22 protein-coding genes are annotated in these 24,077 nt (G+C 65.9%); 12 read left to right on the plus strand and 10 right to left on the minus strand.

The genetic code is table 11. The features are described from left to right. The first annotated feature begins 17 nt into the window (after positions 1–17). The 6 genes from WI560_RS31810 to WI560_RS31835 all read left to right on the plus strand — a co-directional run bounded on the left by WI560_RS31810 (position 18) and on the right by WI560_RS31835 (position 6,702). A complete protein-coding gene (locus WI560_RS31810) occupies positions 18–1,970 on the plus strand; it encodes an ABC transporter ATP-binding protein/permease (RefSeq protein ID WP_375306315.1) in 1,953 nt (650 codons plus the stop codon). Positions 1,971–2,231: 261 nt separating this feature from the next. Next, positions 2,232–3,056, plus strand: a complete 825-nt coding sequence (locus tag WI560_RS31815; protein ID WP_375306316.1) for an FkbM family methyltransferase — start codon at positions 2,232–2,234, stop codon at positions 3,054–3,056. Between the two features lie 25 nt (positions 3,057–3,081). Continuing rightward, positions 3,082–3,468 (plus strand): VOC family protein, encoded by a 387-nt coding sequence (locus tag WI560_RS31820; protein ID WP_257179229.1) that lies wholly within the window; start codon positions 3,082–3,084, stop codon positions 3,466–3,468. A 65-nt stretch (positions 3,469–3,533) separates the two neighbouring features. Then, positions 3,534–4,019, plus strand: coding sequence for a pyridoxamine 5'-phosphate oxidase family protein (locus WI560_RS31825; RefSeq protein WP_375306317.1), 486 nt, complete (start codon positions 3,534–3,536; stop codon positions 4,017–4,019). Next, positions 4,019–4,261, plus strand: coding sequence for a hypothetical protein (locus WI560_RS31830; protein WP_028133340.1), 243 nt, complete (start codon positions 4,019–4,021; stop codon positions 4,259–4,261). The genes WI560_RS31825 and WI560_RS31830 overlap by 1 nt, the downstream gene beginning before the upstream one ends. 185 nt (positions 4,262–4,446) lie before the next feature. Next, the gene (locus tag WI560_RS31835) at positions 4,447–6,702 is read left to right on the plus strand and encodes an OmpA family protein (protein ID WP_375306318.1); all 2,256 of its coding nucleotides are present in this window, start codon (positions 4,447–4,449) and stop codon (positions 6,700–6,702) included. 296 nt (positions 6,703–6,998) lie between these two features. Here WI560_RS31835 and WI560_RS31840 read toward each other — a convergent pair whose 3' ends face one another. From WI560_RS31840 to WI560_RS31870, 7 genes are all read right to left on the minus strand, one after another. After that, entirely contained in the window at positions 6,999–8,756 is a 1,758-nt protein-coding gene (locus tag WI560_RS31840) for an alkaline phosphatase (protein ID WP_375306319.1), read from the minus strand. Between the two features lie 230 nt (positions 8,757–8,986). Beyond that, the gene (gene argG, locus WI560_RS31845) at positions 8,987–10,324 is read right to left on the minus strand and encodes an argininosuccinate synthase (RefSeq protein ID WP_135165784.1); all 1,338 of its coding nucleotides are present in this window, start codon (positions 10,322–10,324) and stop codon (positions 8,987–8,989) included. Positions 10,325–10,418: 94 nt separating this feature from the next. Further along, entirely contained in the window at positions 10,419–11,195 is a 777-nt protein-coding gene (locus WI560_RS31850; protein WP_375306320.1) for a phosphatase PAP2 family protein, read from the minus strand. A 212-nt stretch (positions 11,196–11,407) separates the two neighbouring features. Further along, positions 11,408–11,902, minus strand: a complete 495-nt coding sequence (locus tag WI560_RS31855) for a hypothetical protein (protein ID WP_375306321.1) — start codon at positions 11,900–11,902, stop codon at positions 11,408–11,410. 127 nt (positions 11,903–12,029) lie between these two features. After that, positions 12,030–13,232: a 23S rRNA (adenine(2503)-C(2))-methyltransferase RlmN gene (rlmN, locus tag WI560_RS31860; RefSeq protein WP_375306322.1), complete on the minus strand. Its 1,203-nt coding sequence runs from the start codon at positions 13,230–13,232 to the stop codon at positions 12,030–12,032. A gap of 193 nt (positions 13,233–13,425) precedes the next feature. Next, positions 13,426–14,091 carry an invasion associated locus B family protein gene (locus tag WI560_RS31865; RefSeq protein WP_375306323.1) on the minus strand — a complete coding sequence of 222 codons (666 nt, stop codon included), beginning with the start codon at positions 14,089–14,091 and terminating at the stop codon, positions 13,426–13,428. A 107-nt stretch (positions 14,092–14,198) separates the two neighbouring features. Continuing rightward, on the minus strand, positions 14,199–15,038 hold the full coding sequence (locus WI560_RS31870; protein WP_375306324.1) for an SDR family oxidoreductase: 840 nt from the start codon (positions 15,036–15,038) through the stop codon (positions 14,199–14,201). Between the two features lie 221 nt (positions 15,039–15,259). Between WI560_RS31870 and WI560_RS31875 the strand changes: the two genes are divergently transcribed. After that, entirely contained in the window at positions 15,260–16,234 is a 975-nt protein-coding gene (locus tag WI560_RS31875; protein ID WP_157336083.1) for an NADPH:quinone oxidoreductase family protein, read from the plus strand. Positions 16,235–16,393: 159 nt separating this feature from the next. Here the strand turns inward: WI560_RS31875 and WI560_RS31880 are convergent, their stop codons facing one another. Both WI560_RS31880 and WI560_RS31885 read right to left on the minus strand, forming a co-directional pair. After that, complete coding sequence (locus tag WI560_RS31880) at positions 16,394–16,777, minus strand: YkvA family protein (protein WP_375306325.1); 384 nt, start codon at positions 16,775–16,777, stop codon at positions 16,394–16,396. Positions 16,778–16,878: 101 nt separating this feature from the next. After that, positions 16,879–17,169: a 4a-hydroxytetrahydrobiopterin dehydratase gene (locus WI560_RS31885; protein WP_375306326.1), complete on the minus strand. Its 291-nt coding sequence runs from the start codon at positions 17,167–17,169 to the stop codon at positions 16,879–16,881. Between the two features lie 153 nt (positions 17,170–17,322). Between WI560_RS31885 and WI560_RS31890 the strand changes: the two genes are divergently transcribed. After that, a complete protein-coding gene (locus WI560_RS31890; RefSeq protein WP_375306327.1) occupies positions 17,323–18,768 on the plus strand; it encodes a TAXI family TRAP transporter solute-binding subunit in 1,446 nt (481 codons plus the stop codon). A gap of 151 nt (positions 18,769–18,919) precedes the next feature. Further along, positions 18,920–20,461, plus strand: a complete 1,542-nt coding sequence (locus tag WI560_RS31895; protein ID WP_375306328.1) for an alkaline phosphatase D family protein — start codon at positions 18,920–18,922, stop codon at positions 20,459–20,461. A gap of 23 nt (positions 20,462–20,484) precedes the next feature. Here the strand turns inward: WI560_RS31895 and WI560_RS31900 are convergent, their stop codons facing one another. Further along, a complete protein-coding gene (locus WI560_RS31900) occupies positions 20,485–20,868 on the minus strand; it encodes a response regulator (RefSeq protein WP_375308961.1) in 384 nt (127 codons plus the stop codon). Positions 20,869–21,049: 181 nt separating this feature from the next. On the opposite strand from WI560_RS31900, the gene WI560_RS31905 reads away from it, so the two are divergent. The 3 genes from WI560_RS31905 (at position 21,050) to WI560_RS31915 (ending at position 24,044) form a co-directional block, all read left to right on the plus strand. After that, positions 21,050–21,814: a Crp/Fnr family transcriptional regulator gene (locus WI560_RS31905; RefSeq protein ID WP_375306329.1), complete on the plus strand. Its 765-nt coding sequence runs from the start codon at positions 21,050–21,052 to the stop codon at positions 21,812–21,814. A gap of 71 nt (positions 21,815–21,885) precedes the next feature. Next, positions 21,886–22,602, plus strand: a complete 717-nt coding sequence (locus WI560_RS31910) for a prolipoprotein diacylglyceryl transferase (RefSeq protein ID WP_375306330.1) — start codon at positions 21,886–21,888, stop codon at positions 22,600–22,602. Next, positions 22,599–24,044 carry a radical SAM protein gene (locus WI560_RS31915; protein WP_375306331.1) on the plus strand — a complete coding sequence of 482 codons (1,446 nt, stop codon included), beginning with the start codon at positions 22,599–22,601 and terminating at the stop codon, positions 24,042–24,044. The genes WI560_RS31910 and WI560_RS31915 overlap by 4 nt, the downstream gene beginning before the upstream one ends. Positions 24,045–24,077: the final 33 nt, after the last annotated feature.

The following is a 24,077-nucleotide window of genomic DNA, read 5'->3' on the forward strand; positions in this document are numbered from 1 at the left end:
TCTCGCGTTGTCCGCGCATGAACAAGCCGGCCGCCAAGCGCGAACAGCACAAGCCGCCGATCGTCGGAATCAAGGGCGAGAACGGCGACGAGGTCGAACCGCCGCCGCCGGAGCTGCTCGAGCCCGATCCGGAGCTCTCCCCCGAGGAGGCCGAGCAGGCCCGCAAGGATTATCTGCTGACGCGGTTCTGGATCAGTGCGCGCGGCTTCTGGGGACGCAGCGGCGATCGCCTCGCTTGGCCGTTCTCGATCGGCCTCGGCCTCTTGATCGTTCTCACCGTCGGCTTTCAGTACGGCATTAATGTCTGGAACCGCGCGATCTTCGATGCGATCGAGAAGCGCGATGCGGGATCCGTCTTCCATCTCACCGCGGTGTTCTTTCCGCTCGCGATCGGCAGCATCGTGCTCGGCGTCGCGCAGGTGTTCGCGCGGATGGGCATCCAGCGGCGCTGGCGGGCCTGGCTGACGGCGAGCGTGCTGACGCGGTGGCTCGCCAACGGACGCTACTACCAGCTCAACCTGGTCGGCGGCGATCACCAAAACCCCGAATACCGGATCGCGGAAGATCTGCGCATCGCCACCGACTCCCCGGTCGATTTCCTCGCCGGCGTCACCTCGGCGCTGCTGTCGGCGGCGACCTTCATCGTCGTGCTCTGGACCATCGGCGGCGCGCTCACCGTCACGCTCGGCGGCACGAGCATCACCATCCCAGGCTTCCTCGTGATCGCCGCGATGCTCTATGCCGCAATCGCCTCGAGCTCGATCCTGGTGATCGGCCGCCGCTTCGTGCAAGTGTCCGAGGACAAGAACCAGGCCGAAGCCGATTTCCGCTACACGCTGACGCGCGTGCGCGAGAACGGCGAAAGCATCGCGCTGCTCGGCGGCGAGGAGGAGGAGCGCGACGGCATCGACCGCAACTTCACCAGCGTGATCCGGCAATGGGCGCGGCTCGCGGGCCAGCATATGCGCACCACGCTGGTGTCGCAGGGCTCGAGCCTCGTTGCGCCCGTGGTCCCTCTCCTGCTCTGCGCGCCGAAATTCCTCGACGGCAGCATGACACTGGGGCAGGTGATGCAGGCGGCCTCGGCCTTCACCATCGTGCAGAGCGCGTTCGGCTGGCTGGTCGACAATTATCCGCGCCTCGCCGACTGGAATGCCTGCGCGCGCCGCATCGCCTCGCTGATGATGTCGCTCGACGGCCTCGAGCGCGCCGAGCAGGGCGATGGGCTCGGCCGCATCAAGCGCGGCGAGACGCGCAACGACGCCATGCTGGAGATGAAGGATCTCTCGGTTACGCTCGATGACGGCACCGCGGTGGTCGGCGAGACCGAAGTGGTGATCGAGCCCGGCGAGCGGCTACTGGTGGCCGGCGAATCCGGCACCGGCAAGAGCACGCTGGTGCGTGCCATCGCCGGCCTCTGGCCCTGGGGCGGCGGCAGCGTGAATTTCCATCCCGACCGGCGGCTGTTCATGCTGCCGCAGCGGCCTTACGTGCCCTCGGGATCGCTGCGCCGCGCGGTCGCCTATCCCGGCGCCGCCGACCACTGGACCGTGGACGAGATCGGCGACGCCCTGCACAAGGTCGGGCTCGATCATCTCAAGGAGAAGATCGAGGAGGAAGGTCCCTGGGACCAGACGCTGTCGGGCGGCGAGAAGCAGCGCCTCGCCTTCGCGCGGCTCCTGCTGCACAACCCCGACATCGTCGTGCTCGACGAGGCGACCTCGGCGCTCGACGAAAAGAGCCAGGACAAGATGATGAAGATGGTCACCGACGAGCTGCCGAAGGCGACCATCGTCAGCGTCGCGCATCGCGCCGAGCTGGAAGCCTTCCACAGCCGCAAGATCGTGCTGGAGCGGCGCAAGGGCGGCGCCAAGCTCGTCAGCGACATCGCCCTGATCCCGCGCAAGGGCAAGCGCCGGCTGCTCGGCCGATTCCTGCGGCAGCGCAAGGCGCCGAAGAAGGCGGCGTAGTGCTCTCTCTCGTCGTCCCGGACAAGCGCGCCCGAATCGCGCGCCGATCCGGGACCCATACCCACAGCGAGAAATTTGGCGAAGACTCGGAGTGGGGCGTCTCGCGTCAAACTGTTTCCTGGGGTTATGGGTCCCCGCCTTCGCGAGGACGACACCGAGTTTGTGGCGCGCTTTGCGCCTCGGGACGACACCTCGCATCGAGCGTTGGAGTCCTCCTCAAAACCGGCTATGCATGCGCCGCCTGCAATGAGGATCTGCTGCTTGACGCCCGACAACATTCCTTCGTCCGCGCCGTTCGGCGCGTTTGCGCCGAACGCGGCGCAGGCCGCGATCATCCGCCTCGCGACGCAGTCAGGCCTGAAGCGCGGTGCATTCCGCCCGTGGATGTCGCGGCTGGTCAACCTGCTGCGGAGCGGCCCCGTCGACGTGCAATATCAGGGCGCCTCGTTCCGGCTCTATCACCAGGGCAGCGCGACCGAACGCGGCGCCTTGTTCAATCCCGACTACAATCTCGACGAGCTCGATTTCCTGCGCCAGCACACCCCTTCGGGCGGCACCTTCGTCGACGTCGGCGCCAATGTCGGCACGTTTGCATTGGTGATGGCGCGACAGGTCGGCAGCACGGGCAAGGTGATCGCGATCGAGCCGCATCCGCTGACGTTTGGACGGCTCTCCTTTAACCAGGCCGCATCGAAGGCTGCGCAGGTGCGCCTGGTGCAGGCGGCGGCCGGCGACAGCGACGGCGAGTTGATGATCGAGAGCGGCGGCGGCAATCTCGGCGCCACCCATGTCGTCACCGGCACCGCCGGCGCCGACGCGATCAAGGTGCCGTCGCTGCGGCTGACGCGCATCCTCGACGAGGCCGGCGTCACCCGGATCGATTCGCTCAAGATCGACGTCGAGGGCTTTGAAGACCGCGTGCTGATCGGCTTCTTCCGCGACGCGCCGCCGTCGCTGTGGCCGCGCGCGGTGGTGATCGAGCACCTGTCGCAAGACGAATGGCAGCAGGATTGTATCGCCGACATGGTCGCGCGCGGCTTTGCGATCGTGCGCAAGACACGAAGCAATACGTTCCTGTCGCGCTGACGAGAAACGAACAACGGAGCTAGCGATGATCGACCATTTGGGTTTTTCCGTCTCCGACTACGAGCGCGCGAAGGCGTTCTACACCAAGGCGCTGGCGCCGCTCGGCTACGGCCTGATCATGGAAGTGACGGCCGAGCAGACCGGGCACGCTGCGGCCGCGGGCTTCGGCGCCGACGGCAAGCCGGACTTCTGGTTCGGCGCGGAAGGCGCCATGAACAAGCCCGTGCATATCGCCATTCGTGCTGACGACCGCGCCACGGTCGACGCGTTCTACAAGGCGGCGATCGCAGCCGGCGGACGCGACAATGGCCCGCCCGGCATCCGCCCGCATTACCATCCGAGCTATTATGGCGCCTTCGTGCTCGATCCCGACGGGCACAACATCGAGGCGGTCTGCCACGCGCCGGAATAGCCAGGTTCCTGCCGGAACCTCGTATCTCGCGAGCCGTTATCGTTGCTTGCAACAAGGAGCACGACATGGCCAACGACAATGACCGCGACGTCGATCGCGCCTGGGATCTGATGAAAAAGATCGGGTTTGCGATGCTGGTGACGCGCGACGGCGACAAGTTGCGCGCGCGGCCGATGAGCGCTTATCTCGACCGCGAGGCGAACACGATTTTCTTCCTCACCGACGCACGTCGCCACAAGGACGAGGAGATCGCACGCAATCCCTCGATCAACCTGTCGTTCGCGGATGCCGGCAGTCAGAAATATGTCTCGCTGACCGGTACGGCCGTCGTCTCCAACGATCGTGCGAAGATCAAGGAGCTGTTCTCGACGCCGGCGAAAGCATGGTGGGACAGTGCCGAGGACCCCAACATCCGCGTGCTCAAGGTGACGCCCGACGACGCCGAGTTCTGGGATTCGCCGGGCACTGTGATCTCCTATGTGAAGATGGCTGCGGCGGCGGTGACGAACACGCGGCCCGACGTCGGAGAGAACCGCAAGGTCACGATGTGATGCCGATCGAGCCGCCCGAGATTCCACCCTCGACACCGGGCACGCCGACCGAGCCGCCGCCGGGAATTCCGCCCGGCAATCCGGAGCCCGAAATCGCGCCGCCGGTGCGCGAGCCCGGCGAATCCCCGCGGCCCGACGAATTGCCCGGCCGCATGCCTGAAGAGATTCCATCGCGCGGGCCGAACGGCCCGCTCACGCCCAATCCTGCGACGGATGCAAGTTCACCGCAGGATCGCGCATGAGGCGGCATCGCATGTGTGGCGATTGCAACCTGCGTCTGAATGCGCAATGAACGTCATCATAATGAGTCGATTTCCGTGCAGAAATAAATCGGGCCGCGACCGCTTCGCCCGCCACAATCCGGCCTAACGCGTAGCCGTTCATCAAACACACTTCGTCAAAGAACCTTCCGGGGAAGTTCGCCACCATGACCAATCTTCGTTTCGTGCTGCTTGCGACGACGGCTCTGACCGCGATGCAATTCGCAAGCTCTGCATCGCAGGCGCAAAGTGCGCCGCCGCTCCTGCTCGCGCAGGCCCAGCCGCAAGACACGGGCCCTGACGGAAAACCGAAGCAGCCGCCGAAGGGACCGCCAGCAGCGGCACCGCCTGCCGCGCCCCCGCGGCCCGCCGCACCGCCCGCGGCTGCACCTCCGCCCGCTCCACCGCCGCCCGCGGCCGCACCGCCGCGCCCGGCCGCGCCACCACCGCCTCCCCCGCCACCTGCGGCCCGTCCGGCCCCGCCGCCGCCACCTCCGCCGCCTGCGGCACGCCCGGCTCCGCCGCCGCCACCTGCCCCGCCGCCTGCAGCTCGCCCGGCTCCACCTCCGCCGCCACCGCCTGCTGCCGCACCGAAACAGCCGTCGCCACCCCCGGCCGCGGCTCCGCAGCAGCATGCCCCGACACCGCCGCCTGCGGCACGCCCGGCTCCCCCGCCGCCACCGCCGCCTGCTGCCGCACCGAAACAGCCATCGCCGCCCCCGGCTGCGGCGCCCACGCCGCCGCCTCCGGCACCGTCCGGCGCGCGCCCCGCTCCGACTCCCCCGGCTCCGCCTCCCGCAGCAGCTCCTCAGGGCCGTCCTGCGCCGGCACCGACGGCGACACCTTCCCCCGCGCCGGCAGCGCCGGCCGCACGACCGGGAGCGCCAGCCCCGGCTGCCACTCCTGCTCCGACCACAACACCCGCGCCGACGACAACACCGGCGCCGACCGCGACGCCGGCTCCGGGCAGCACGCCTGGCGCGGCGCCGGCTGGCCGCCCCGGCACGCCGCCGCCCGGTCGTCCCGGCGCGCCTCCGCCGGCAGGATCACCAGTTCCCGGTGCCACGCCCACGCCGACAGCGACGCCTTCTCCAGGTGCTACGCCGACGCCCCCGCCCGGGCGCCCGGGTGCAGCATCGACACCCGCGCCCGGCGCGACCCCGGCGCCGACTGCAACGCCGACCCCCGGCCAACAAGGCGCAACGCCTCCTGCTGGTGCGCCGGCTGCCGGAACTCCGCCCGCCGCACCACAGGCTGGCGCCCCGCCGCGGCCGCCGGCACCTCCCGCCGGCGTCGCAGCGCCATCGGTCGTCCCCGGTTCGGCGGCCGCAGCGCCGCCGCCGGACAGGGCACAATACAGGCCGCCGACGGTTGCACCGGCCTTCCGGGCTGCGCCGACGGTCTCAGCGCCCTTGCCGCCGGCGCCGCGTCCGCCGCAGCGTGACCTGACGCCGCTCGCGATCGGTGCAGGCGTGGTGGCCGGCGCCGTGATCGGCGCCACCATCGCCGACCTCCACAACCAGCGACGCGAGACCATCGAAGGCGGCCGCACCGTCTACACCGAGCCGGACCGCATCATCATCCGCGATCCGGGCGGCCAGGCCTATGTCCGCGGCAACGATCTCTATCGCTTCCGCTATGGCGCTCGCGACATCCGCACCGACACGGTCGGCGGGGAAACCCGCACGGTCGTGATTCGTCCTGACGGCAGCGAGATCATCACCATCGTCGGCGCCGATGGCCGGCTGATGCGGCGCATCCGCAGGGATCCCCGCGGACACGAGCTCATCATCATCGACAACACCTACCGCGATCCGCGGGCGGTCGGCGGCTTCTATGTCGACGTGCCTCCGCCGGTCGTGAACATTCCCTACGATCGCTACATCGTCGACGCCCAGGAAGCGTCACCTGATGTCATCTACCAGACCATGGTGGCGCCGCCGGTGCAGCGGATCGATCGGCGTTATTCGCTCGACGAGATCCGCTACAGCCCGAATGTTCGCATGCAGATGCCGAGCATCGACGTCAACACGATCATCTTCGAGACGGGATCGTGGACCATCCCGCCGGACCAGGCGGCCCGGCTGCAGGTGATCGCCGACGGCCTCAACCAGGCGATCCAGCGCAATCCGCGCGAGGTCTTCCTGATCGAGGGACACACCGACGCGGTCGGCAACGAGGTCGACAATCTGTCGCTGTCGGACCGTCGTGCGCAAGCCGCGGCCGAGCTGCTGACGCAGCAGTTCGGTGTGCCCGCCGAGAACCTGACGTCGCAAGGCTACGGCGAGCAGTACCTGAAGGAGCAGACGCAGGGGCCGAGCGCGATCAACCGTCGCGTCACGATCCGCAACATCACGCCGCTGCTCAACGGCGGCCAGGCCTCGCTGCCGCCGCCTCCGCCCGGCACCGCGCCGCCGCGGTAACGGCAAACACAAATGCAAAATGGCCGGGAGCGATCCCGGCCATTCTTGTTTGAGGGCTCTGGTGCCCCGGACGCAGCACAGCACGCAGTGATGCGCTGCGTCCGGGGCCCATGAACTGCCGGTGCAATTGATTTGAGATCCGGGTCCCGGCTCTGCGACGCACCGCTTCGCGTCCGGGACACGGGAATCTCAATGACCTCGTAGAGTGAGCACAGCGTGCCCACGACCTTGATTCGTCACGGCGGAAAGGTGGGCACGGCGCTAGCGCGCCTTTTGCCGACCCTACGACCTCATCATCATTGCCCCGCAGCCAATCCCAGCGCGTCGACCATGACACGAAAGACCTCGGTGTTGTCCATCGAGCCGTGCACGCGCTCACTGCCTGGACCGGTCGCTGTCAGGATAACGTCCTCGCCCGAGTGCACGCTGGCGCCGATCATCGCCGACAGATTGCCGGGCCGGAGCACGGCGCCTGGGACGTCCCTATATTTGTCGTTGGCCTTGAAGGTCCCGTCACCGCCGGCCTTGACGGTCGGCTCATTGGGATTGTCGAGCTTCGGGCGGAACGTCTCGTAGTGATCCGGCAGGCTGGCCGAGAAGATGGCGAGCCGCCGGCTCACGTCGACGCGCGCCGGATAACCTTCCGCATCAGGAGCCGGATAGTTGGGAAATCCGGCTTTATCGTAGACGCCGACGCGCTCGCGTAGCGCCACGTTGGGCGTCGTGCCCATGTCGTCATTCACCGTGCCGACGAGACTGTTGGGATGATTGTGGTCAGCCGCCACCAGGATGAGGGTGTCGTCGCCGCGCGCCTGCGCCCATTCGCGCGTCTGGCGTACCGCGTTGTCGAGCATGATCGTGTCGTAGACGGCCCGCTCCATGTCGAGCAGATGCGCGTATTTGTCGATCATGCCGGATTCGACCATCAGGAAGAAACCGGCCTCGTTCCGCGACAACAGCTTGAGCGCGGCCTGCACCTGCTCGGTCAGGTCGGGCTGCTCGGGGAATTTCCTGACGCCGCCGCCCTTCAGGAACTTGCGGTCCAGCGCACCGTCCATGTTTCCCGTGGCGAACAGGCCGAGCAGCTTGCCGGTCTCCGGCTTTGCCGAGAGAGCACCGAGTTCACCCGCGGTGGTCGCCACCTGATAACCTGCATCGCGGAACTTCGCGATGTAATCGGTCTCGTCCTTGCGTTTCGAGCCTGCGGCCGACTTCGGCATGAAGTTCGCACTACCTCCGCCCATCAGCACATCCGGTTTCGCCGCGAAGAACTGCTCGACGATCTCGTCATAGGCGGCGCGCCGGCGCGTATGCGCGACCATCGCCGCCGGCGTCGCGTCTTCGACCTCGGTGTTGGTGACGACACCGATCGCCATGCCGAGCCGCCGTTTGGCGAGGCTGGTGATGGTCTCGACCCGGGGATCGTCGAACGGGCTTGCACTGCGATCCGCATAGACACCCATGGCGTTGACGGCGCTCTTGTGCCCGGTCGCATAGGCGCTGGCCGAGTTCGCGGAATCGGTGATGATCGAATCCGAGCCTGCGGTCGCCACCAGCGCCATATGGGGCATGTCGTCGATGGCGAGCTTGCCGCGGCTCTTGCCCTCCGAAATTCCCTTGGACAGGATTCGCGCCGCAACACGATGCGCCGGCGACATGCCATCGCCGATGAACAGGATGACGTTCTTCGCCTTGCGCGGACCGGTGTCGTAGACCGTCCATGTGACGCTGCGCTGGCGCGTGCCGTCGCTCACGTCCACGGTGACGCTGCCCGGCTTGGGCAGCGTCACGTCGCGCAGGACCAGGGCCGACTGATCCTTGCCGTCCTCGCGGTCGATGAAGGTGCCGACGCGGCCGAACGCGGTCGCATAATCCGCACCGTTCACCGTGATCTTCAACTTGGCCGGATCAACCAGTCCGGGGAATTCGACCTTGAAGTCGAATCGCGCTCCGGCCAGAACCTCGGCGCGATCGATCGGATAGATCGTCTGTGCCGACAGTGACGATGTCCAACAGAGCACGATGAGAGAAGCGAGTACCGATGTCCTGACCATGCGCAATGCTCCGCAATCCGTTTCGATAGGAAGCGTAACGATCGAGAGTGACACCCTCATTAAGCTCGTTGGCTCCATCCGAGCTGCGAGCAATCGTAAGGTGGGCAAAGCGGAGCGTGCCCACGTATTTTTTCGACCGAGAGAGATGGTGGGCACGGCGCTGGCGCGCCTTTGCCCACCCTACGACTTTGCCTACCCTGCGACTTTGCCCGCCTACGACAGTGAGAGTCTCAACCCTTGTCGCTCTCGAGCCGGAAGATCTGCGAGCCTTCGCTGCCGGAGAGCAGGCCGGTCTTCGAATAGAGGCCGAGCTTGGTGCGGGTGTCGGCGATGTCGAGGTTGCGCATGGTGAGCTGGCCGATGCGGTCGGCGGGCGTGAACGCGGCATCCTCGACCTTCTCCATGCTGAGCCTTTCAGGCGCATAGGTGAGGTTCGGGCTCTCGGTGTTGAGGATCGAATAGTCGTTGCCGCGGCGCAATTCGAGCGTGACCTCGCCGGTGACGGCGCGCGCGACCCAGCGCTGCGCGGTCTCGCGCAGCATCAATGCCTGGGAGTCGAACCAGCGGCCCTGATAGAGCAGGCGGCCCAGGCGCATGCCGCTGATGCGGTATTGCTCGATGGTGTCCTCGTTGTGGATGCCGGTGACGAGGCGCTCATAGGCGATGTGCAGCAGCGCCATGCCCGGCGCCTCGTAGATGCCGCGGCTCTTGGCTTCGATGATGCGGTTCTCGATCTGGTCGCTCATACCGAGACCGTGACGGCCGCCGATGGCGTTGGCTTCCAGGAACAGCGCGACGGGATCGGCGAAGGTCTGGCCGTTCAGCGCCGTGGGCTGGCCTTCCTCGAAACGCACCACGACCGTCTCCGCCTTCACGGCGCAATCGTCGCGCCAGAACGGCACGCCCATGATCGGGTTGACGATCTTGATGCCGCTGTCGAGGCTTTCGAGATCCTTGGCCTCGTGCGTGGCGCCGAGCAGATTGCTGTCGGTGGAATACGCCTTCTCGGCGCTCATCTTGTAGGCAAAACCCTGCGCGGTCATGAACGCCGACATCTCGGCGCGGCCGCCGAGCTCGTCGATGAACTGCTGGTCGAGCCAGGGCTTGTAGATCTTCAGGCCGGGATTGGTGAGCAGGCCGTAGCGGTAGAAGCGCTCGATGTCGTTGCCCTTGAAGGTCGAGCCGTCGCCCCAGATGTTGACGCCGTCTTCCTTCATCGCCGCGACCAGCATGGTGCCGGTCACCGCGCGCCCCAGCGGCGTGGTGTTGAAATAGGTGATGCCGCCGGTCGAGATGTGGAAGGCGCCGGACTGGATCGCGGCGATGCCCTCGTGGACGAGCTGCGTGCGGCAGTCGACGAGGCGCGCCTTCTCGGCGCCGAACTCCATCGCCTTGCGCGGGATCTCGTTGTAATCGGCTTCATCCGGCTGGCCGAGATTGGCGGTGTAGGCGTAGCAGCGCGCGCCCTTCTGTTTCATCCAGAGCAGCGCCGCGGAGGTGTCGAGGCCACCCGAAAAAGCGATGCCGACTTTCTCACCCTTGGGCAGGCTTTTCAGGATCGTGGTCATGGGGCTTCCAATCGGGTCTCAAAGGGCGGATGGAGGGTTCGAACTTGACCGCGCGAATATCAAATTTCGCAGGGATCGGCACGCATTTAATGGGTCAAAGCGACGGTTCGGGGCCGGTCTTGCGGCCGAACAGGCGCTGGCGGAGCCGGTAGGCCGGCATGTTGAGCCGGGTCAGGGCGGCATCGACCGCCTCGTCGGAAAACCGCGTCCGCGGCCAGCGGTAAATCAGCGCGTAGGCGAACCAGATCACGACGAAGGTGACGAGGCCGGCGATGGCCACGTCGGTGAAGAAGTGGCCACCGAAGGCCATGCGCAGCCCGCTCGTCAAGGCGCCGAACATTACGGCGGCGGCATAGGCGAGCGGCCGCCACGGCGGCGGCGCCAGCGCGGCCGGCGCCAGCGTCCAGAACGCGGTCGCGCCTTCGCCCGAGAAGAACGAGCAATTGCGGGCGCAGCCGCCGCGCGGATCCCACCACGGCACGAATTGCTGGTCGCCCGCGAACTCCGTCACCACCACCGGGCGCGGCCGGCCCCAATAGGTCTTGAAGGTGAGGTTGGTGAGAATGCCGGCGGACATCGTCATCGTCACCAGCAGGAAGATGATCGTGCGCCCCCGCACCATCAGCGGCCGGTCCGGCCGGATCATCTTGACCACGAGCGCCACGATGGACGGCAGCACGAAGGCCCACGCGACCCACATCGCAGCGTCACGCGCGAAGCTGGCCCAGCCGTTCAGCTTGAGCGGAAACGTCTTGGTCGCGGGATCGAAGAACAGCGACGCGAGCTTGAGATCGAGCTCGGGATAGAGCCCGAAAACGACGCCGATCACGAGCCACAGCGCGAGGCCGATGAAGAGTCCGGTACGGTTCATGGCGCGCGGTTTAGCGGAGTGGGGAGGAGATGAAAACCCCGGAGAAAGTACCCATCCTCCCCTGGAGGGGTAGGATCGGTTCGCATGTAGCGAAGCGCAATGCGAGCCGAGGTGGGGTGAAGCCACGCGCACCGCTATCGCGGATAGTCTGTCACCCCACCCCGCTCGCGCTATGCGCGATCGACCCTCCCCCTCCAGGGGAGGGTAAGAACTCACCGCGCATCCGGCCGCGATTGCGACGGCAGCGGCGGTGGCGGCATGCGGGCGGGCGGCGGGTTGCGCCAGGCGCCGGCGTTGCGGCCGGCGATCAGCCAGTAGACCATGCCGGCGACGATGCCTGCACCGGTCATGATCTCCAGGTGACGCCGCACGATGCCCTCGAACTGGAACGTGTCGGGGTGGAACGGGACGAGGCCGAGATAGCAGGCGAGCCCGACGAGGCCGCCGCCGACGGCGTAGGCCAGCGCGCTGCGGATATAGAGCGCCTCGGTGATGGCGACGATCACCGCCGCCGGCACCAGCGCAAAGCCCGAGACGAAGACGAAGCCGAAGCCGAGCAGGATGTCGATCGTGCCCTGGTCGACGGGACCGGCGCCGAGATCGGCGAACTCCGGAAACAGCAGCGCGACGACCACGATCATGCCGCCGACGAAGCAGGCGGCGAGAAAGCCGATGAAGATGACGATGAGGCGGCCGATCAGGGACATTGCGCCACCCTCACCGTCATTGCGAGGAGCGTAGCGACGAAGCAATCCAGACTGCCGCGGCGGAAAGGCTCTGGATTGCTTCGCTTCGCTCGCAATGACGGGGATGCGGGAGCGCGGGCACGCATCCTCAATCCGTCATCGCCATGGCGCGGAGCGCCTGGCGTTCGCGCGCGCTGAGCTTCTCGGTCTCCGACTTCAGCTGGCCGCAGGCGGCAAGGATGTCGCGGCCGCGCGGGGTGCGCACCGGCGAGGAATAGCCGGCGTTGAAGATGTATTCGGAGAACTTTTCGATCTGGTCCCAGTCCGAGCACTCATAGGCGGTACCGGGCCAGGGATTGAACGGGATCAGGTTGATCTTGGCGGGGATGCCCTTGAGCAGCTTCACCAGCAATTTCGCGTCGTCGAGCGAATCGTTGACGCCCTTGAGCATCACATATTCGAAGGTGATGCGGCGGGCGTTGGAGGCACCGGGATAGTCGCGGCAGGCCTGCAAGAGCTCCTTGATCGGGTACTTGCGGTTGAGCGGCACCAGCTCGTTGCGCAGCTCGTCGCGCACCGCATGCAGCGAGATCGCGAGCATGACTCCGATCTCCTCGCCGGCACGCACGATGTTCGGCACCACGCCCGAGGTCGACAGCGTGATACGGCGGCGCGAGATGCCGATGCCTTCATTGTCGCCGACGATCAGAAGTGCATCGCGCACCGCGTCGAAATTGTAGAGCGGCTCGCCCATGCCCATCATCACGATGTTGGTGACGCGGCGCGTGCCGTCCTCGCGATCGGCCCAATCGTTGAGGCGGTCGCGCGCGACCATGACCTGTCCGACGATCTCGCCGGCGGTGAGATTGCGCACCAGCCGCTGCGTGCCGGTGTGGCAGAACGAGCAATTCAGCGTGCAGCCGACCTGCGAGGAGACGCAAAGCGTGCCGCGATCGGTCTCGGGGATGTAGACGCACTCGACTTCATGCGCCTTCTGGAGGTTGTCGCCGCTCGGCAGCCGCAACAGCCATTTGCGGGTGCCGTCGTTGGAGATCTGCTCGGCCACGACCTCGGGACGGTCGACCGTGAAATGCTGCGCGAGCTCGGCGCGGATGCCCTTGGAGATCGAGGTCATGTCGTCGAAGCTCTGGGCGCCGCGGAAATAGAGCCAGTGCCACAGCTGCTGCACCCGCATCTTGCGCTGCGCAGGCGCGACCCCGATCTCGCCGAGCCGATCGGCAAGCTCGGTGCGCGACAGGCCGATCAGCGACGGCTTTGCCGGCGGCACATAGGTTTCGAGTGGCGTCTTCTCCACTGGGATTGCGTTGTGCGGCTCGGTCGTCGGTTGCATCGGTTGCCCAAAGTAGTTGCTGTCTCGTCATGCCCGGGCTTGTCCCGGGCATCCACGTTCTTGTCGCCTGAGTTAGCACGTGGATGGCCGGGACAAGCCCGGCCATGACGACTGAAATTGTGGAACCGGCTCTATATAGCAACCGGACCGTCCGATTGCGACCTTCTCGCCCGCAGCCTTAACGCCTGCGCTCTTACCGCTTGCAATCCTGCGCGATCTTGTCGAGCGCCTGGGCGAGACCCTTCAGCGAGAACGTATCGGTCGTCTCGGTGCCCTTGGCCGAGACACCCTTGACCACGAGCTCGGCGGATTTGCGCATGGCTTCGACCATCCGCTCCTCCTCGGCCGCGTTCTTGATCCAGAGGCCGTCGCCCTGCGTGTACATGGCGAAAGCGGCGCCGCCGACCTCGACGGTCGATTCCGAGCCCGGCTTCAACGCGTAGCCGATCATCACCGAGACTTCGTTGTTCACCTTCTCGGCCGGCCGGGTCGAGACGAAGGCATAGGCGGGATCGCGCGGCCGATTCGGCGGATTGGTCTTCGACGAGGACGGCTTGGCCAGCGCGAAGCACACCTTCTTGCCGTTGGGCGTCGCCGAATAGGCCCCCCAGGTGCCGAACTGACCGATCAGGGTCGGCTCCGCGCCCCCTGCAACCGAAGCGGGCGGGGCCGCCGGTTTGCTCTCCGGCTTTGCGGCCGACTTCGCATTGGTCGGGGCCGCCGGCGCCGCCGGTTTCGGTGCTTCTCTTGGGTTTGGCGCGGATTTCGGCGTCGGTTGCGCCGTCTGCGCCTGCGCGGAGACAGCGATTCCCCCGGCCGCCACGCCAGTCATCAAAGCTAAAATCAGCACCCGCCACATGCTGGAGTGGTTCCCTCAATATTGTGACTGGAAGATGGCCCGGCCGCGCTTTGTCCCCGTGGCAGGGATAGCCGGGAAAGCCCAATTTGGGAAGGCAGTTAGCAGTATCAGCCTTTGGATCGCGCGGCGCGCTGGGCGGCCCATTGCGCCTCGGTCCAGAGAAGCAAATCCTCGGCGCCGGAACTGCGCAAATGCGCGCCACCGTCGATGACGACCATCTCGCCGTTGATGTAGGCGGCACGATCCGAGACCAGGAAACTGGCGAGATCGGCAAGCTCGCCATGCTCTCCGGTGCGGCCCAGCGGATTGCGCGAGGTCCAGCCTTCGTCTCGGCCTTCGGGGCGGAGCTGCCCAGAGGCACCCGCGGTCGGGAACGGACCCGGCGCAATGGCGACGGTGCGGATGCCTTTCGGCCCCCATTCCACCGCAAGGCTCCTGGTCATCGCCAGCAGCGCCGATTTCGCCATCGCCGACGGTACCGTGAAGGCGCGGCCGGTGACGGTCGAGGTCGAGAGAATCGAGAGCACGACGCCGCGATGCTTGTCCTCGATCCAGCGCCTGCCGGCCGCGAGCGTGCAGTACATCGCGCCATGCAGCGTCGGCGCCAGGATCGCATCGGCCGCCCGGAACGAGAGATGCTCGCTCTGTGCGATGAACGTCGCGGCAGCGTTGTTGACGAGGATATCGAGCGGCGCATCGCGCCAGATCCGGTCCATCATGGCGTCGACCGCGACACCGTCGCGGATATCGCAGGCGATCGTCGTGACCTTGCCACCGCTCTGCGCGCGCATCTCCGCGGCCGTCGCTTCCAGCCGGTCAAGCTTGCGGCCGCAAATGACGAGCTCGGCGCCGAGCGTCAGAAATCGGCGTCCCATCGCGGCGCCAAGACCCGAGCCGCCGCCGGTGACGAGGATGCGCTTGTCCCTGAGCAGGCCTGTTTCAAACATCGTTTGAATCCTCGCTGTGTCCACATACGCCGTCATTGCGAACGCAGCGAGCAATCCAGAGTCCGCGCCGCGGAAATTGCCTGGATTGCTGCGCTTTGCTCGCAATCACGAGGATAGGCCGAGGCGGCGCCTCAGACAAAGAATCCGGATTGTCCCCCGTGTCTAAATCCGGCAGAAACGGCCCAACTATAATTCCACTCGAAACGCCCCCAGGTGCCGCCATGAAAGCCATCCTCTGCTCGCAATATTGCCAGCCCGACGACCTCGTGCTCGCCGAGGTGCCGGATCCGGTGGCGGGCCCCGGCGAAGCGGTGATCGCGATCAAGGCCGCGGCGCTGAACTTCTTCGACATCCTGATGATTCAGGGCAAGTACCAGATCAAGCCGCCGTTCCCGTTCTCGCCGGCCGCGGAAGTCGCGGGCGTGATCGAGAGCATCGGTCCTGGCGTCACCGATCTGAAAGTCGGCGATCGCGTCGTCGCCTCCTGCGGCCACAACGGCGCGCGCGAGAAGATCGCGCTGCCGGCGGCATCCATCGTGAAGATCCCGGACAATCTCGACTACGACCGCGCGGCCGGCATCATCATCATCTACGGCACCGCGCTGCATGCGCTGGAGGATCGCGCCAGCCCGAAGCCGGGCGAGACGCTCGCGGTGCTGGGTGCGGCCGGCGGCACCGGCCTAGCCGCCTGCGAGCTCGGCAAGCTGATGGGATTGAAAGTGATCGCCTGCGCCTCGTCGGACGAGAAGCTGGAATTCGCCAAGGCGCATGGCGCCGAGCTGACGCTGAACTACGCCAAGGAGGATCTGAAGGAAGGCCTGCGCAAGCTCACCGGCGGCAAGGGCGTCGACATCATCTTCGATCCCGTGGGCGGCGCTTATGCCGAGCAGGCGCTGCGCTCGATCGCTTGGGAAGGCCGCTTCCTCGTCATCGGCTTTGCCGCCGGCGACATCCCGAAGATGCCGCTGAATCTCGCGCTGCTGAAGGGCTGCGACATCCGCGGCGTGTTCTGGGGCGCCTGGACCCGGCTCAACCCGGCCAAGAACCGCGCCAACCTCGAAAAGCTCGTGAAGTGGACGGCGGAAGGAAAGATTTCATCGCATGTCGATCGCACCTTCCCGCTGGCCCAGACCGCGGACGCGCTGAAGGTGCTGGCGGGACGCCAGGCCATGGGCAAGGTGATCCTGCATCCGTGAGGATGCGAGGAGCGCACTCGCCATACGCTCACTGTCGTCGCCCGGCTTTGACCGGGCGACCCAGTATTCCACAGACAGTTGCGATTGAATTGACAGGCCGCAGCGTACTGGATGCCCCGGTCAAGCCGGGGCATGACAGTGTGCTTGTAGCGCAAGCTATTACGCGACTTCCCCCGCCTCACTCACCCCACGCTTCAGCGCGGCACGGGCGGCTTCGCGATGCTCATTCGTGATATGGCCAGCGACCATGCGGATGGCGGTGGCGAGCACGGCGGCGTCATCGGCGAAGCCGAGGATCGGCATCACGTCGGCGACGAAGTCGAACGGCAGGACGAAATAGGCGATCGCACCGAGCAGCGAGGCCTGGACGTGGCGCGGGGTCTGCCGGTCGAACGCGCAGTAATAAGCCGCAAGCAGGTCTTCGGCGAAGGGCAGATGCGCGGCGACACGCTTCAGCTTGCGCCAGAAGCGGCGGCGCACGCCTTCGCGATCTTCCGCGAGCCGATCGGCCGGCTCGAAACCGACGCTGTGTTCGGCAGCCATGTTCGACAAACTCCCCGTTCAGCCCAAGGCGGCGGACCGCCGCATCCTGGCTGATCACAAGATGGGGATGTCGGCTGTCCCTGCAAGACGTCGGCAAGGTCTCAGCCCGCGATCGCATTCATCGCCTTGGCCAACGCGACGTCGAGCGCCGTGACGCCGCCGGCGTCGTGGGTCGACAGCACCACCTCCACCGTCTTGTAGACGTTGTGCCATTCGGGGTGGTGATCCATCTTCTCGGCGACCAGCGCGGCGCGGGTCATGAAACCGAACGCCTCGTTGAAATCCTTGAAGATAAAGGTCTTCCCGATGGCATCCCGACCCTGAACCTCGGTCCAGCCCGGAAGTCCGTCGAGCGCCTGCTTGCGCGCCTCCGCCGAGAGCCGTTCTGCCATGGTCATCTCCGTCCTTCAGGGGAACTTTACCCTAACACCTTGCGTAAGGCCCGGGTTCATACGGGGATTTCGGCCATCCGCTAACCATGACGGAGATGTAACCCCGCCGGACAAGAAATTTGCTACAATGGCGGGCGTAGATCGCCGGCCAAGATGAAACTGAGCCTCAAGCGCCTGTTTGGGAGATCGATGACCGGGGGATTGGACCTGGCCGAAGCGTCCCCTCCGCCTTCGCCGCGATCCGCGGCGCGGAAGACGGCCCTGGTGTCTCTCGCATTCGTGCTTGCGATCGTCGGCGCGCTCGCCGGTGGCTATTACTTTGCGATGCGGCCGGTGACGCTGAAGATCGCGGTCGGCCCCGCCAACAGCGATGACGTCAAGGTCGTGCAGACGCTGACGCAGGCCTTCAGTCAGAGCAAGGGCCAGGTGCGGCTGCGGCCGATCCAGACCGACGGCGCCACCGCCAGCGCCCATGCGCTCGCGGAAGGCAAGGTCGATCTCGCCATCGTGCGCGGCGAGCTCGATGTGCCCAAGAACGCGCAAGCGGTCGCCACCCTGCGCAAGAACGTCGTGGTGCTGTGGTCCGTCCCGGGCAAAGGCAAGAAGCGGGGCGCGAAGATCACCAAGATCTCGCAGCTCGCCGGCCATCGCGTTGGCGTGGTCGGCCGCACCCAGGCCAACGTCAATCTGCTCAAGGTGATCCTGCAGCAATACGGCGTCGATCCCGCCAAGGTCGAGATCGTGCAATTCCCCGCCAACGAGGTGGCCGAGGCGATCAAGGCTCAGAAGGCCGATGTCTATCTCGCGGCGGGCCCCGTCAACAGCAAGATCACGGCGGATGCGATCGCAGCCTCCACCAAGGATTTCGGCGCGCCCAGCTTCATCGCGATCGATTCAGCGGATGCGATCGCACAGAACCACCCGATCTACGAAGCGTCCGACATCCCCGCCGGCACCTATGGCGGCTCGCCTGCCCGCCCGGAGGACGAGGTCAAGACCATCAGCTTCTCGCATCACATCGTGGCGCGCAAAGGCGTGTCCGAAACCACCATCGCGGCGTTCACGCGCCAGCTGTTCGCCGTGCGCCAGCAATTGGTGACCGAATTCCCGCTCGCGGCGAAGATCGAAACACCCGATACCGACAAGGATGCGGTGATCCCGGTGCATCCCGGCGCCGCCGCCTTCGTCGACGGCGAGGAAAAGACCTTCCTCGACAAATACAGCGATTACATCTGGTGGAGCCTGATGGCGTTGTCCGCCATGGGCTCGATCGGCGCCTGGTTCGCCGGCTATCTGAAGAAGGACGAGCGCGACAACAACAGCCATCTGCGCGAACGACTGCTCGACATGATCGCGACCGCGCGCAAATGCGAGACGACCGAAGAGCTCGACCGGATGCAGGCCGAGGCCGACGAGATTCTGCGCGACACGCTGCGCTGCTTCGATCACGGCGCGATCGAGGAGGGCTCGCTTACCGCCTTCAACATCGCGCTGGATCAGTTCCACTCCGCCGTCGCGGACCGCAAGGCGGTGCTGTTCAGCCTGCCGCCGAACCTGCAGCGCGCGGGCACGCAGTTCCGGGCCGCAGGCAACGCCTGAGCTCCGGCGCGCGTAGTTGCTGCGTCACATTGCCTCGATATTGGTTTGCCGTCATTCCGGGATGGTCCGAAGGACCAGACCCGGAATGACGAGATTCCGGATTCGCGCTTCGCGCGCTCCGGAATGACAGCGAGAGATCCGCGAGCCAGCCATGAACATCAAATTCTCCCGTCGCCGCTTCCTCGCCACCGGCGCGGGTGCGCTCGGCACCATCGCGATGCCTTACCTGTCGCGCGCGGCCGACCGGCCGCTGGTCACTCACGGCGTACAGTCAGGCGACGTCACGGTCGATGGCGGCGTGGTGTGGGCGCGCACCGACCGGCCGGCGCAGATGCTGGTCGAGGTGGCGACGACTGACACATTCAGGGATGCCCGCGCGCTGCCGCCGATCGCGGCGCTCCCCGAAAGCGACTTCACCGCAAAGATGCTGATCGAGAACCTGCCGGGCGGCCAGGACATCTTTTACCGCGTCCGCTTCCGCGATCTCGCGCACAGCGCGGTCGAGGGCGAGACGGTCGTCGGCCGCTTCCGCACCGCGCCGGCCGACCGCCGCGACGTCAGCTTCGTCTGGGGCGGAGACGTCGCCGGCCAGGGCTGGGGCATCAACCCCGACGACGGTGGCATGGTTACCTTCGCGACGATGCGCAAGCACCGGCCGGACTTCTTCCTGCATTCCGGCGACACAATCTACGCCGACGGCCCGATTGCATCCGAGGTGAAGCTGGCCGACGGCAAGATCTGGAAGAACGTCACCATCCCCGAGAAGGCCAAGGTCGCCGAGACGCTGGACGAGTACCGCGCCGCGCACAAATACAATTTCACCGACGACAATCTGCGCGCCTTCAATGCCGAGGTGCCGATCTTCGTGCAGTGGGACGATCACGAAGTGACCAACAATTGGTCGCCCTCGAAAGAGCTGCCGGCGGTCTACAAGGAGCGCGACATCGCGCTGCTCGCCGCGCGCGGGGCGCGCGCCTTCCACGAGATGTATCCGCTGCGCGAAAGCATCCATGAGCCCGGCCGGGTCTATCGCCAGATCTCCTACGGCCCGCATCTCGACGTGTTCATGCTCGACGAGCGCAGCTATCGCGGCGCGAACGGCCCCAATCTCGAAACCGCTTACGGCCCCGCCAGCTATTTCCTCGGCCCGGACCAGATCGCCTGGCTCAAGCGCGGCCTGCTCAATTCGCGCGCGACCTGGAAGGTGATCGCCTCCGACATGCCGCTGGGCCTGATCGTATCGGACACCTCGAAGGGCGGCTCGGAAGCCGTCGCGCAAGGCGACGGTCCGGTGCGTGGCCGCGAGCTCGAGATCGCCGACATCCTGCGCTTCATCAAGATGGCGCCGATCAGCAACACGGTGTGGCTGACCGCCGACGTGCACTACGCCGCCGCGCATTATTACGATCCGAACAAGGCGCAGTTCCAGGATTTCGAGCCGTTCTGGGAATTCGTGTCGGGGCCGCTACATGCCGGCACGTTCGGTCCGAACGCGCTCGACAACACCTTTGGACCCGAGGTGCGCTTCGTCAAGGCGCCGGGCAAGGACAGCCAGAACCTGCCGCCCTCGGCGGGCATGCAGTTCTTCGGTCACGTCAAGATCGACGGGACCTCCGGCCAGATGATTGTGACGTTGCGCGACCGCACCGATGTCGCGCTGTGGTCGACGACGCTCGATCCGAAGCAGAGCTGACGGCTAGAGCCCTCAAAACGGGTCTAATCGGCGTCGCGCGTGCGCAACGCCGCCTCCAGCGCATCGCTCGAACACGGTTTCTGCAACCGTGGCTGACCGGAGAATTCCGGCGGAATGCGCGCCTCGGCGCCATAGCCGGTGACGAACACGAACGGGATATTCAGGGCGAGAAGCCGTTCGGCGACCGCAAAGCTGGTCTCGCGGATCAGCTCGACATCGAGCAGCGCGAAGTCGGGCGCACGCTCGACAATGGCGCCCAGCGCCTGAGCCACCGACCCGACGGTCCGCACAACGGCGACGCCAAATCCAAGCAGCCGATCCTCGAAATCGATCGCGATGATGGGGTCGTCTTCGACAATCAGGACGTCGGCCGGCCGGCCTGTGCCATCGGGAACTAGGAGTGCCATGATCAGATCTTGGAGGTGGAGGGGGTTTTGGATCAGGACTGCCGCGACACGATGCCTGCCTGTAGCGCATCGGTGGGTTCCCGGAACGAAACCCACCACATCGCCGTTCTCCAGTCTGTTCACTTGTGCACGCAGGAACGCGACGGAACTCGCTAAGATTGGGAGGAGAAGGGGGTTCACGATGGACGCGCGCATCAACAAGACGATCGAGGTCGAAAGCCGGCCGGCCAACAATCTGCTGCGGCGTTTGAGCCAAGCCGACTACGCTCTGCTCGCACCTCACATCTCCGTCGAGGACTGCGCGGCAAGCGAGCTGCTCTACAATCCCGGCGATGACGTCCAGGTCGTCCACTTTCCCTGCGGACCGTCGCTCGCGACCTTTCTCGTTCCGAACGAGGACGGCCGCGACGTCGAAACCATTCTGGTCGGCCGCGAAGGCGCGGTGGGCGGTATCGTCAGCGAGGGCTACCTGCCGGCCTATACCCGGATCTGCGTGAAATTCGGCGGGCCGTTCGCGCGCGTTCATGTCGCCAAGCTGGAAGCGGCCAAGCTGCGCTCGGCGTCGCTGCGCAACATCTTTGCCCGCTATGCCGATTGCATGCTGGCTCAGATCTTCCAGTCGACCGCCTGCAACGCGATCCATTCGATCGAGCAGCGGACCGCCAAATGGATCCTGGCGGCGATGGAGCGGACCGGCGACGAGAGCAGCGTGCCGCTGACCCACGAGCAGCTCGCGACGCTGCTCGGCGTCGGCCGCTCCTATGCCAGCCGCGTGCTTCAGTCGTTCAAGGCAGAACGGATTCTCGACACGCGGCGCGGATCGATCCTGGTTCGCAGCCGCGACGGCCTGAAGCTTCGCGCCTGCCTCTGCAACGACGCGGTGAAGATGCACTTCGAAGAGGTGCTGCGCGGCGTCTACCCGACCGAGGAGCGGGAGGCGGGATAGCGAGTTCTTCCCCGGCACAGACGCGCGGGCGCACTATCCCGCGCGGCCGGAACCTGGCTAGTATCCCCGGCATGAGCGGGGCTTTGCTTCACACCATCTTCGACGTCTTGGCGTGGCTGGGGGCGGCCGCGGCCGCCTACGGGCTGGCGCGACGGGGTTTGCGGTTTCCGGCGCAATCCTCGGCGCTGCCCTACATCGCCGCTCTGGTGTTCGGCGCGGGCCTCGGCGCCTATCTGTTCGGCTCCGCCAATCTGTGGCTGTCGGGTCAGAGCGGCATTGCGCGCTCGGTCGAGGGCGCGCTGGCCGGCGGCATCGTGGCGATCGAGCTCTACAAATGGACCGCCGGCATCACCTTGCGCACCGGCGCGCGGTTCGCGCTGCCGCTGGCCGTCGGCATCGCGATCGGCCGGCTCGGCTGCTATTTCGCAGGCCTCGACGACTTCACCTATGGCACGCCGACCACGCTGCCTTTCGGCCATGATTTCGGCGACGGCGTTCTGCGCCATCCCGTCCAGCTCTACGAGAGCGCCGCCATGGCCGTGTTCGCGCTCGTCTATGTGCTGGCGGTCTTGAACCGGAACGCGTTCACGATCACCAATGGTTTCTACCTGGCGCTCGCCTATTATGGAGGGCAGCGCTTCCTGTGGGAATTCCTCAAGCCCTACGGCACGCTGATCGGCCCCTTCACCCTGTTTCACCTGCTGTCGCTGTCCATCCTGCTCTACGCCGGCGTCATGCTGGCGACGGCGTCCAAAGCGAGACGCTTGCAAAGTGAGTTACTTGCATGAACGCGCCGTTGCGTAAGTCGCGTCCCTATATTTTCTGGGGCCAGACCCAATCTCTCTGCGAAACCTGCCTGAAGCTGGTGCCGGCCAAGATCCAGATTCTGGACAACGAGGTCTGGTACGAAAAGCGCTGCAGGGAGCACGGCGTCCAGTCCACGCTGGTGTCGACCGATGCCGCCTATTGGCGCTTGTGCAAGGATTTCATCAAGCCCGGCGACCGGCCGCTGCAATTCCAGCAGCGCACCGAATTCGGCTGTCCCTACGATTGCGGGCTCTGTTCCGACCACGAGCAGCATTCCTGCCTGGCGCTGATCGAGATCACCGAGCACTGCAACCTGACCTGCCCGGTCTGCTTCGCGGAATCCTCGCCGGCACGAACCAAATTCACCCCGCTCGCAACCGTGGAGAAGATGCTGGACGCGCTGGTCGCAAGCGAGGGCGAGCCCGATCTCGTGCAGATCTCCGGCGGCGAGCCGACGCTGCATCCTCACTTCTTCGAGATCCTGGACGCGGTGCGCGCCCGCCCGATCCGCCACGTCATGATCAACACCAACGGCCTGCGCATCGCGCGCGACAAGGATTTCGTGGCGCGGCTGGCCGAGAACAAGCGCGGGCTGGAGGTCTATCTCCAGTTCGATTCGCTGCAGCGCGACGCGCTGGTCGATCTGCGCGGCGCGGATTTGCGCAGGATTCGTCAGCAGGCGCTGGAGAATCTCGAGCATTACGGCGTGTCGACCACGCTGGTCGCGACCATCAAGCGCGGCGTCAACGATGCCGAGATCGGCGACATCGTCCGCCACGCCCTCACCTGGAAATGCGTGCGCGGCGTCACGCTGCAGCCGGTGCAGGACGCCGGGCGCAACGACAATTTCGATGGCAAGACCGACCGCATCATGCTGTCGGAGATCCGTAAGCGCGTGATCGAGACCGGCGTGTTCGGCGACAAGGACATGATCCCGCTGCCCTGCAATCCCGAGAGCATCTCGATCGGCTATGGCCTGCGCAACGGCGAGAAGGTGCTGCCGCTGACTTCGCTGATCCCGCAGGAACAGCTGGTCGCCGTGATGCCCAACACCATCAGCCCGGAGAAATATCCGGTGCTGCGGGAAAAATTCGTCGATCTGTTCTCGCTGTCGTCGGGGCCTTTGAACACGAGCGAGCGCGTCTGCGAACTCCTGTGCTGCCTGCCGAGCTTTCAGGTGCCGGACGGGCTCTCCTACGAGAACGTCTTCCGCGTCACCATCGTGCAGTTTCTCGATCGATTCAATTTCTGCGTCGGCAACGTCAAGCGCAGCTGCATCCATTTCGTGACGGAGCAGGGCGCGATCATCCCGTTCGACACCTACAATCTGTTTTATCGCAACGGCAAGATCGACGGCATCCGCGCGGCGCTGGGCGGCGAAACCTATCGGGAAGCCGGGCAGCGTGAGGAAATGCCTCGTTGAGCGAGACACCTTCACCTCCATCCTCGCGGAGCG

The sequence above is a fragment of the Bradyrhizobium sp. A11 genome, from assembly GCF_042077125.1.
GTDB lineage: Bacteria > Pseudomonadota > Alphaproteobacteria > Rhizobiales > Xanthobacteraceae > Bradyrhizobium > Bradyrhizobium japonicum_B.

What these genes read in the sequence shown, in the direction of transcription:
- WI560_RS31810 (WP_375306315.1), top strand. Translation starts at nt 18, where the DNA reads ATGAACAAGCCGGCCGCCAAGCGCGAACAGCACAAGCCGCCGATCGTC.
- WI560_RS31820 (WP_257179229.1), top strand. Translation starts at nt 3,082, where the DNA reads ATGATCGACCATTTGGGTTTTTCCGTCTCCGACTACGAGCGCGCGAAG.
- WI560_RS31825 (WP_375306317.1), top strand. Translation starts at nt 3,534, where the DNA reads ATGGCCAACGACAATGACCGCGACGTCGATCGCGCCTGGGATCTGATG.
- WI560_RS31830 (WP_028133340.1), top strand. Translation starts at nt 4,019, where the DNA reads ATGCCGATCGAGCCGCCCGAGATTCCACCCTCGACACCGGGCACGCCG.
- WI560_RS31835 (WP_375306318.1), top strand. Translation starts at nt 4,447, where the DNA reads ATGACCAATCTTCGTTTCGTGCTGCTTGCGACGACGGCTCTGACCGCG.
- WI560_RS31840 (WP_375306319.1), bottom strand. Translation starts at nt 8,756, where the DNA reads ATGGTCAGGACATCGGTACTCGCTTCTCTCATCGTGCTCTGTTGGACA.
- argG (WP_135165784.1), bottom strand. Translation starts at nt 10,324, where the DNA reads ATGACCACGATCCTGAAAAGCCTGCCCAAGGGTGAGAAAGTCGGCATC.
- WI560_RS31850 (WP_375306320.1), bottom strand. Translation starts at nt 11,195, where the DNA reads ATGAACCGTACCGGACTCTTCATCGGCCTCGCGCTGTGGCTCGTGATC.
- WI560_RS31855 (WP_375306321.1), bottom strand. Translation starts at nt 11,902, where the DNA reads ATGTCCCTGATCGGCCGCCTCATCGTCATCTTCATCGGCTTTCTCGCC.
- rlmN (WP_375306322.1), bottom strand. Translation starts at nt 13,232, where the DNA reads ATGCAACCGACGACCGAGCCGCACAACGCAATCCCAGTGGAGAAGACG.
- WI560_RS31865 (WP_375306323.1), bottom strand. Translation starts at nt 14,091, where the DNA reads ATGTGGCGGGTGCTGATTTTAGCTTTGATGACTGGCGTGGCGGCCGGG.
- WI560_RS31870 (WP_375306324.1), bottom strand. Translation starts at nt 15,038, where the DNA reads ATGTTTGAAACAGGCCTGCTCAGGGACAAGCGCATCCTCGTCACCGGC.
- WI560_RS31875 (WP_157336083.1), top strand. Translation starts at nt 15,260, where the DNA reads ATGAAAGCCATCCTCTGCTCGCAATATTGCCAGCCCGACGACCTCGTG.
- WI560_RS31880 (WP_375306325.1), bottom strand. Translation starts at nt 16,777, where the DNA reads ATGGCTGCCGAACACAGCGTCGGTTTCGAGCCGGCCGATCGGCTCGCG.
- WI560_RS31885 (WP_375306326.1), bottom strand. Translation starts at nt 17,169, where the DNA reads ATGGCAGAACGGCTCTCGGCGGAGGCGCGCAAGCAGGCGCTCGACGGA.
- WI560_RS31890 (WP_375306327.1), top strand. Translation starts at nt 17,323, where the DNA reads ATGAAACTGAGCCTCAAGCGCCTGTTTGGGAGATCGATGACCGGGGGA.
- WI560_RS31895 (WP_375306328.1), top strand. Translation starts at nt 18,920, where the DNA reads ATGAACATCAAATTCTCCCGTCGCCGCTTCCTCGCCACCGGCGCGGGT.
- WI560_RS31900 (WP_375308961.1), bottom strand. Translation starts at nt 20,868, where the DNA reads ATGGCACTCCTAGTTCCCGATGGCACAGGCCGGCCGGCCGACGTCCTG.
- WI560_RS31905 (WP_375306329.1), top strand. Translation starts at nt 21,050, where the DNA reads ATGGACGCGCGCATCAACAAGACGATCGAGGTCGAAAGCCGGCCGGCC.
- WI560_RS31910 (WP_375306330.1), top strand. Translation starts at nt 21,886, where the DNA reads ATGAGCGGGGCTTTGCTTCACACCATCTTCGACGTCTTGGCGTGGCTG.
- WI560_RS31915 (WP_375306331.1), top strand. Translation starts at nt 22,599, where the DNA reads ATGAACGCGCCGTTGCGTAAGTCGCGTCCCTATATTTTCTGGGGCCAG.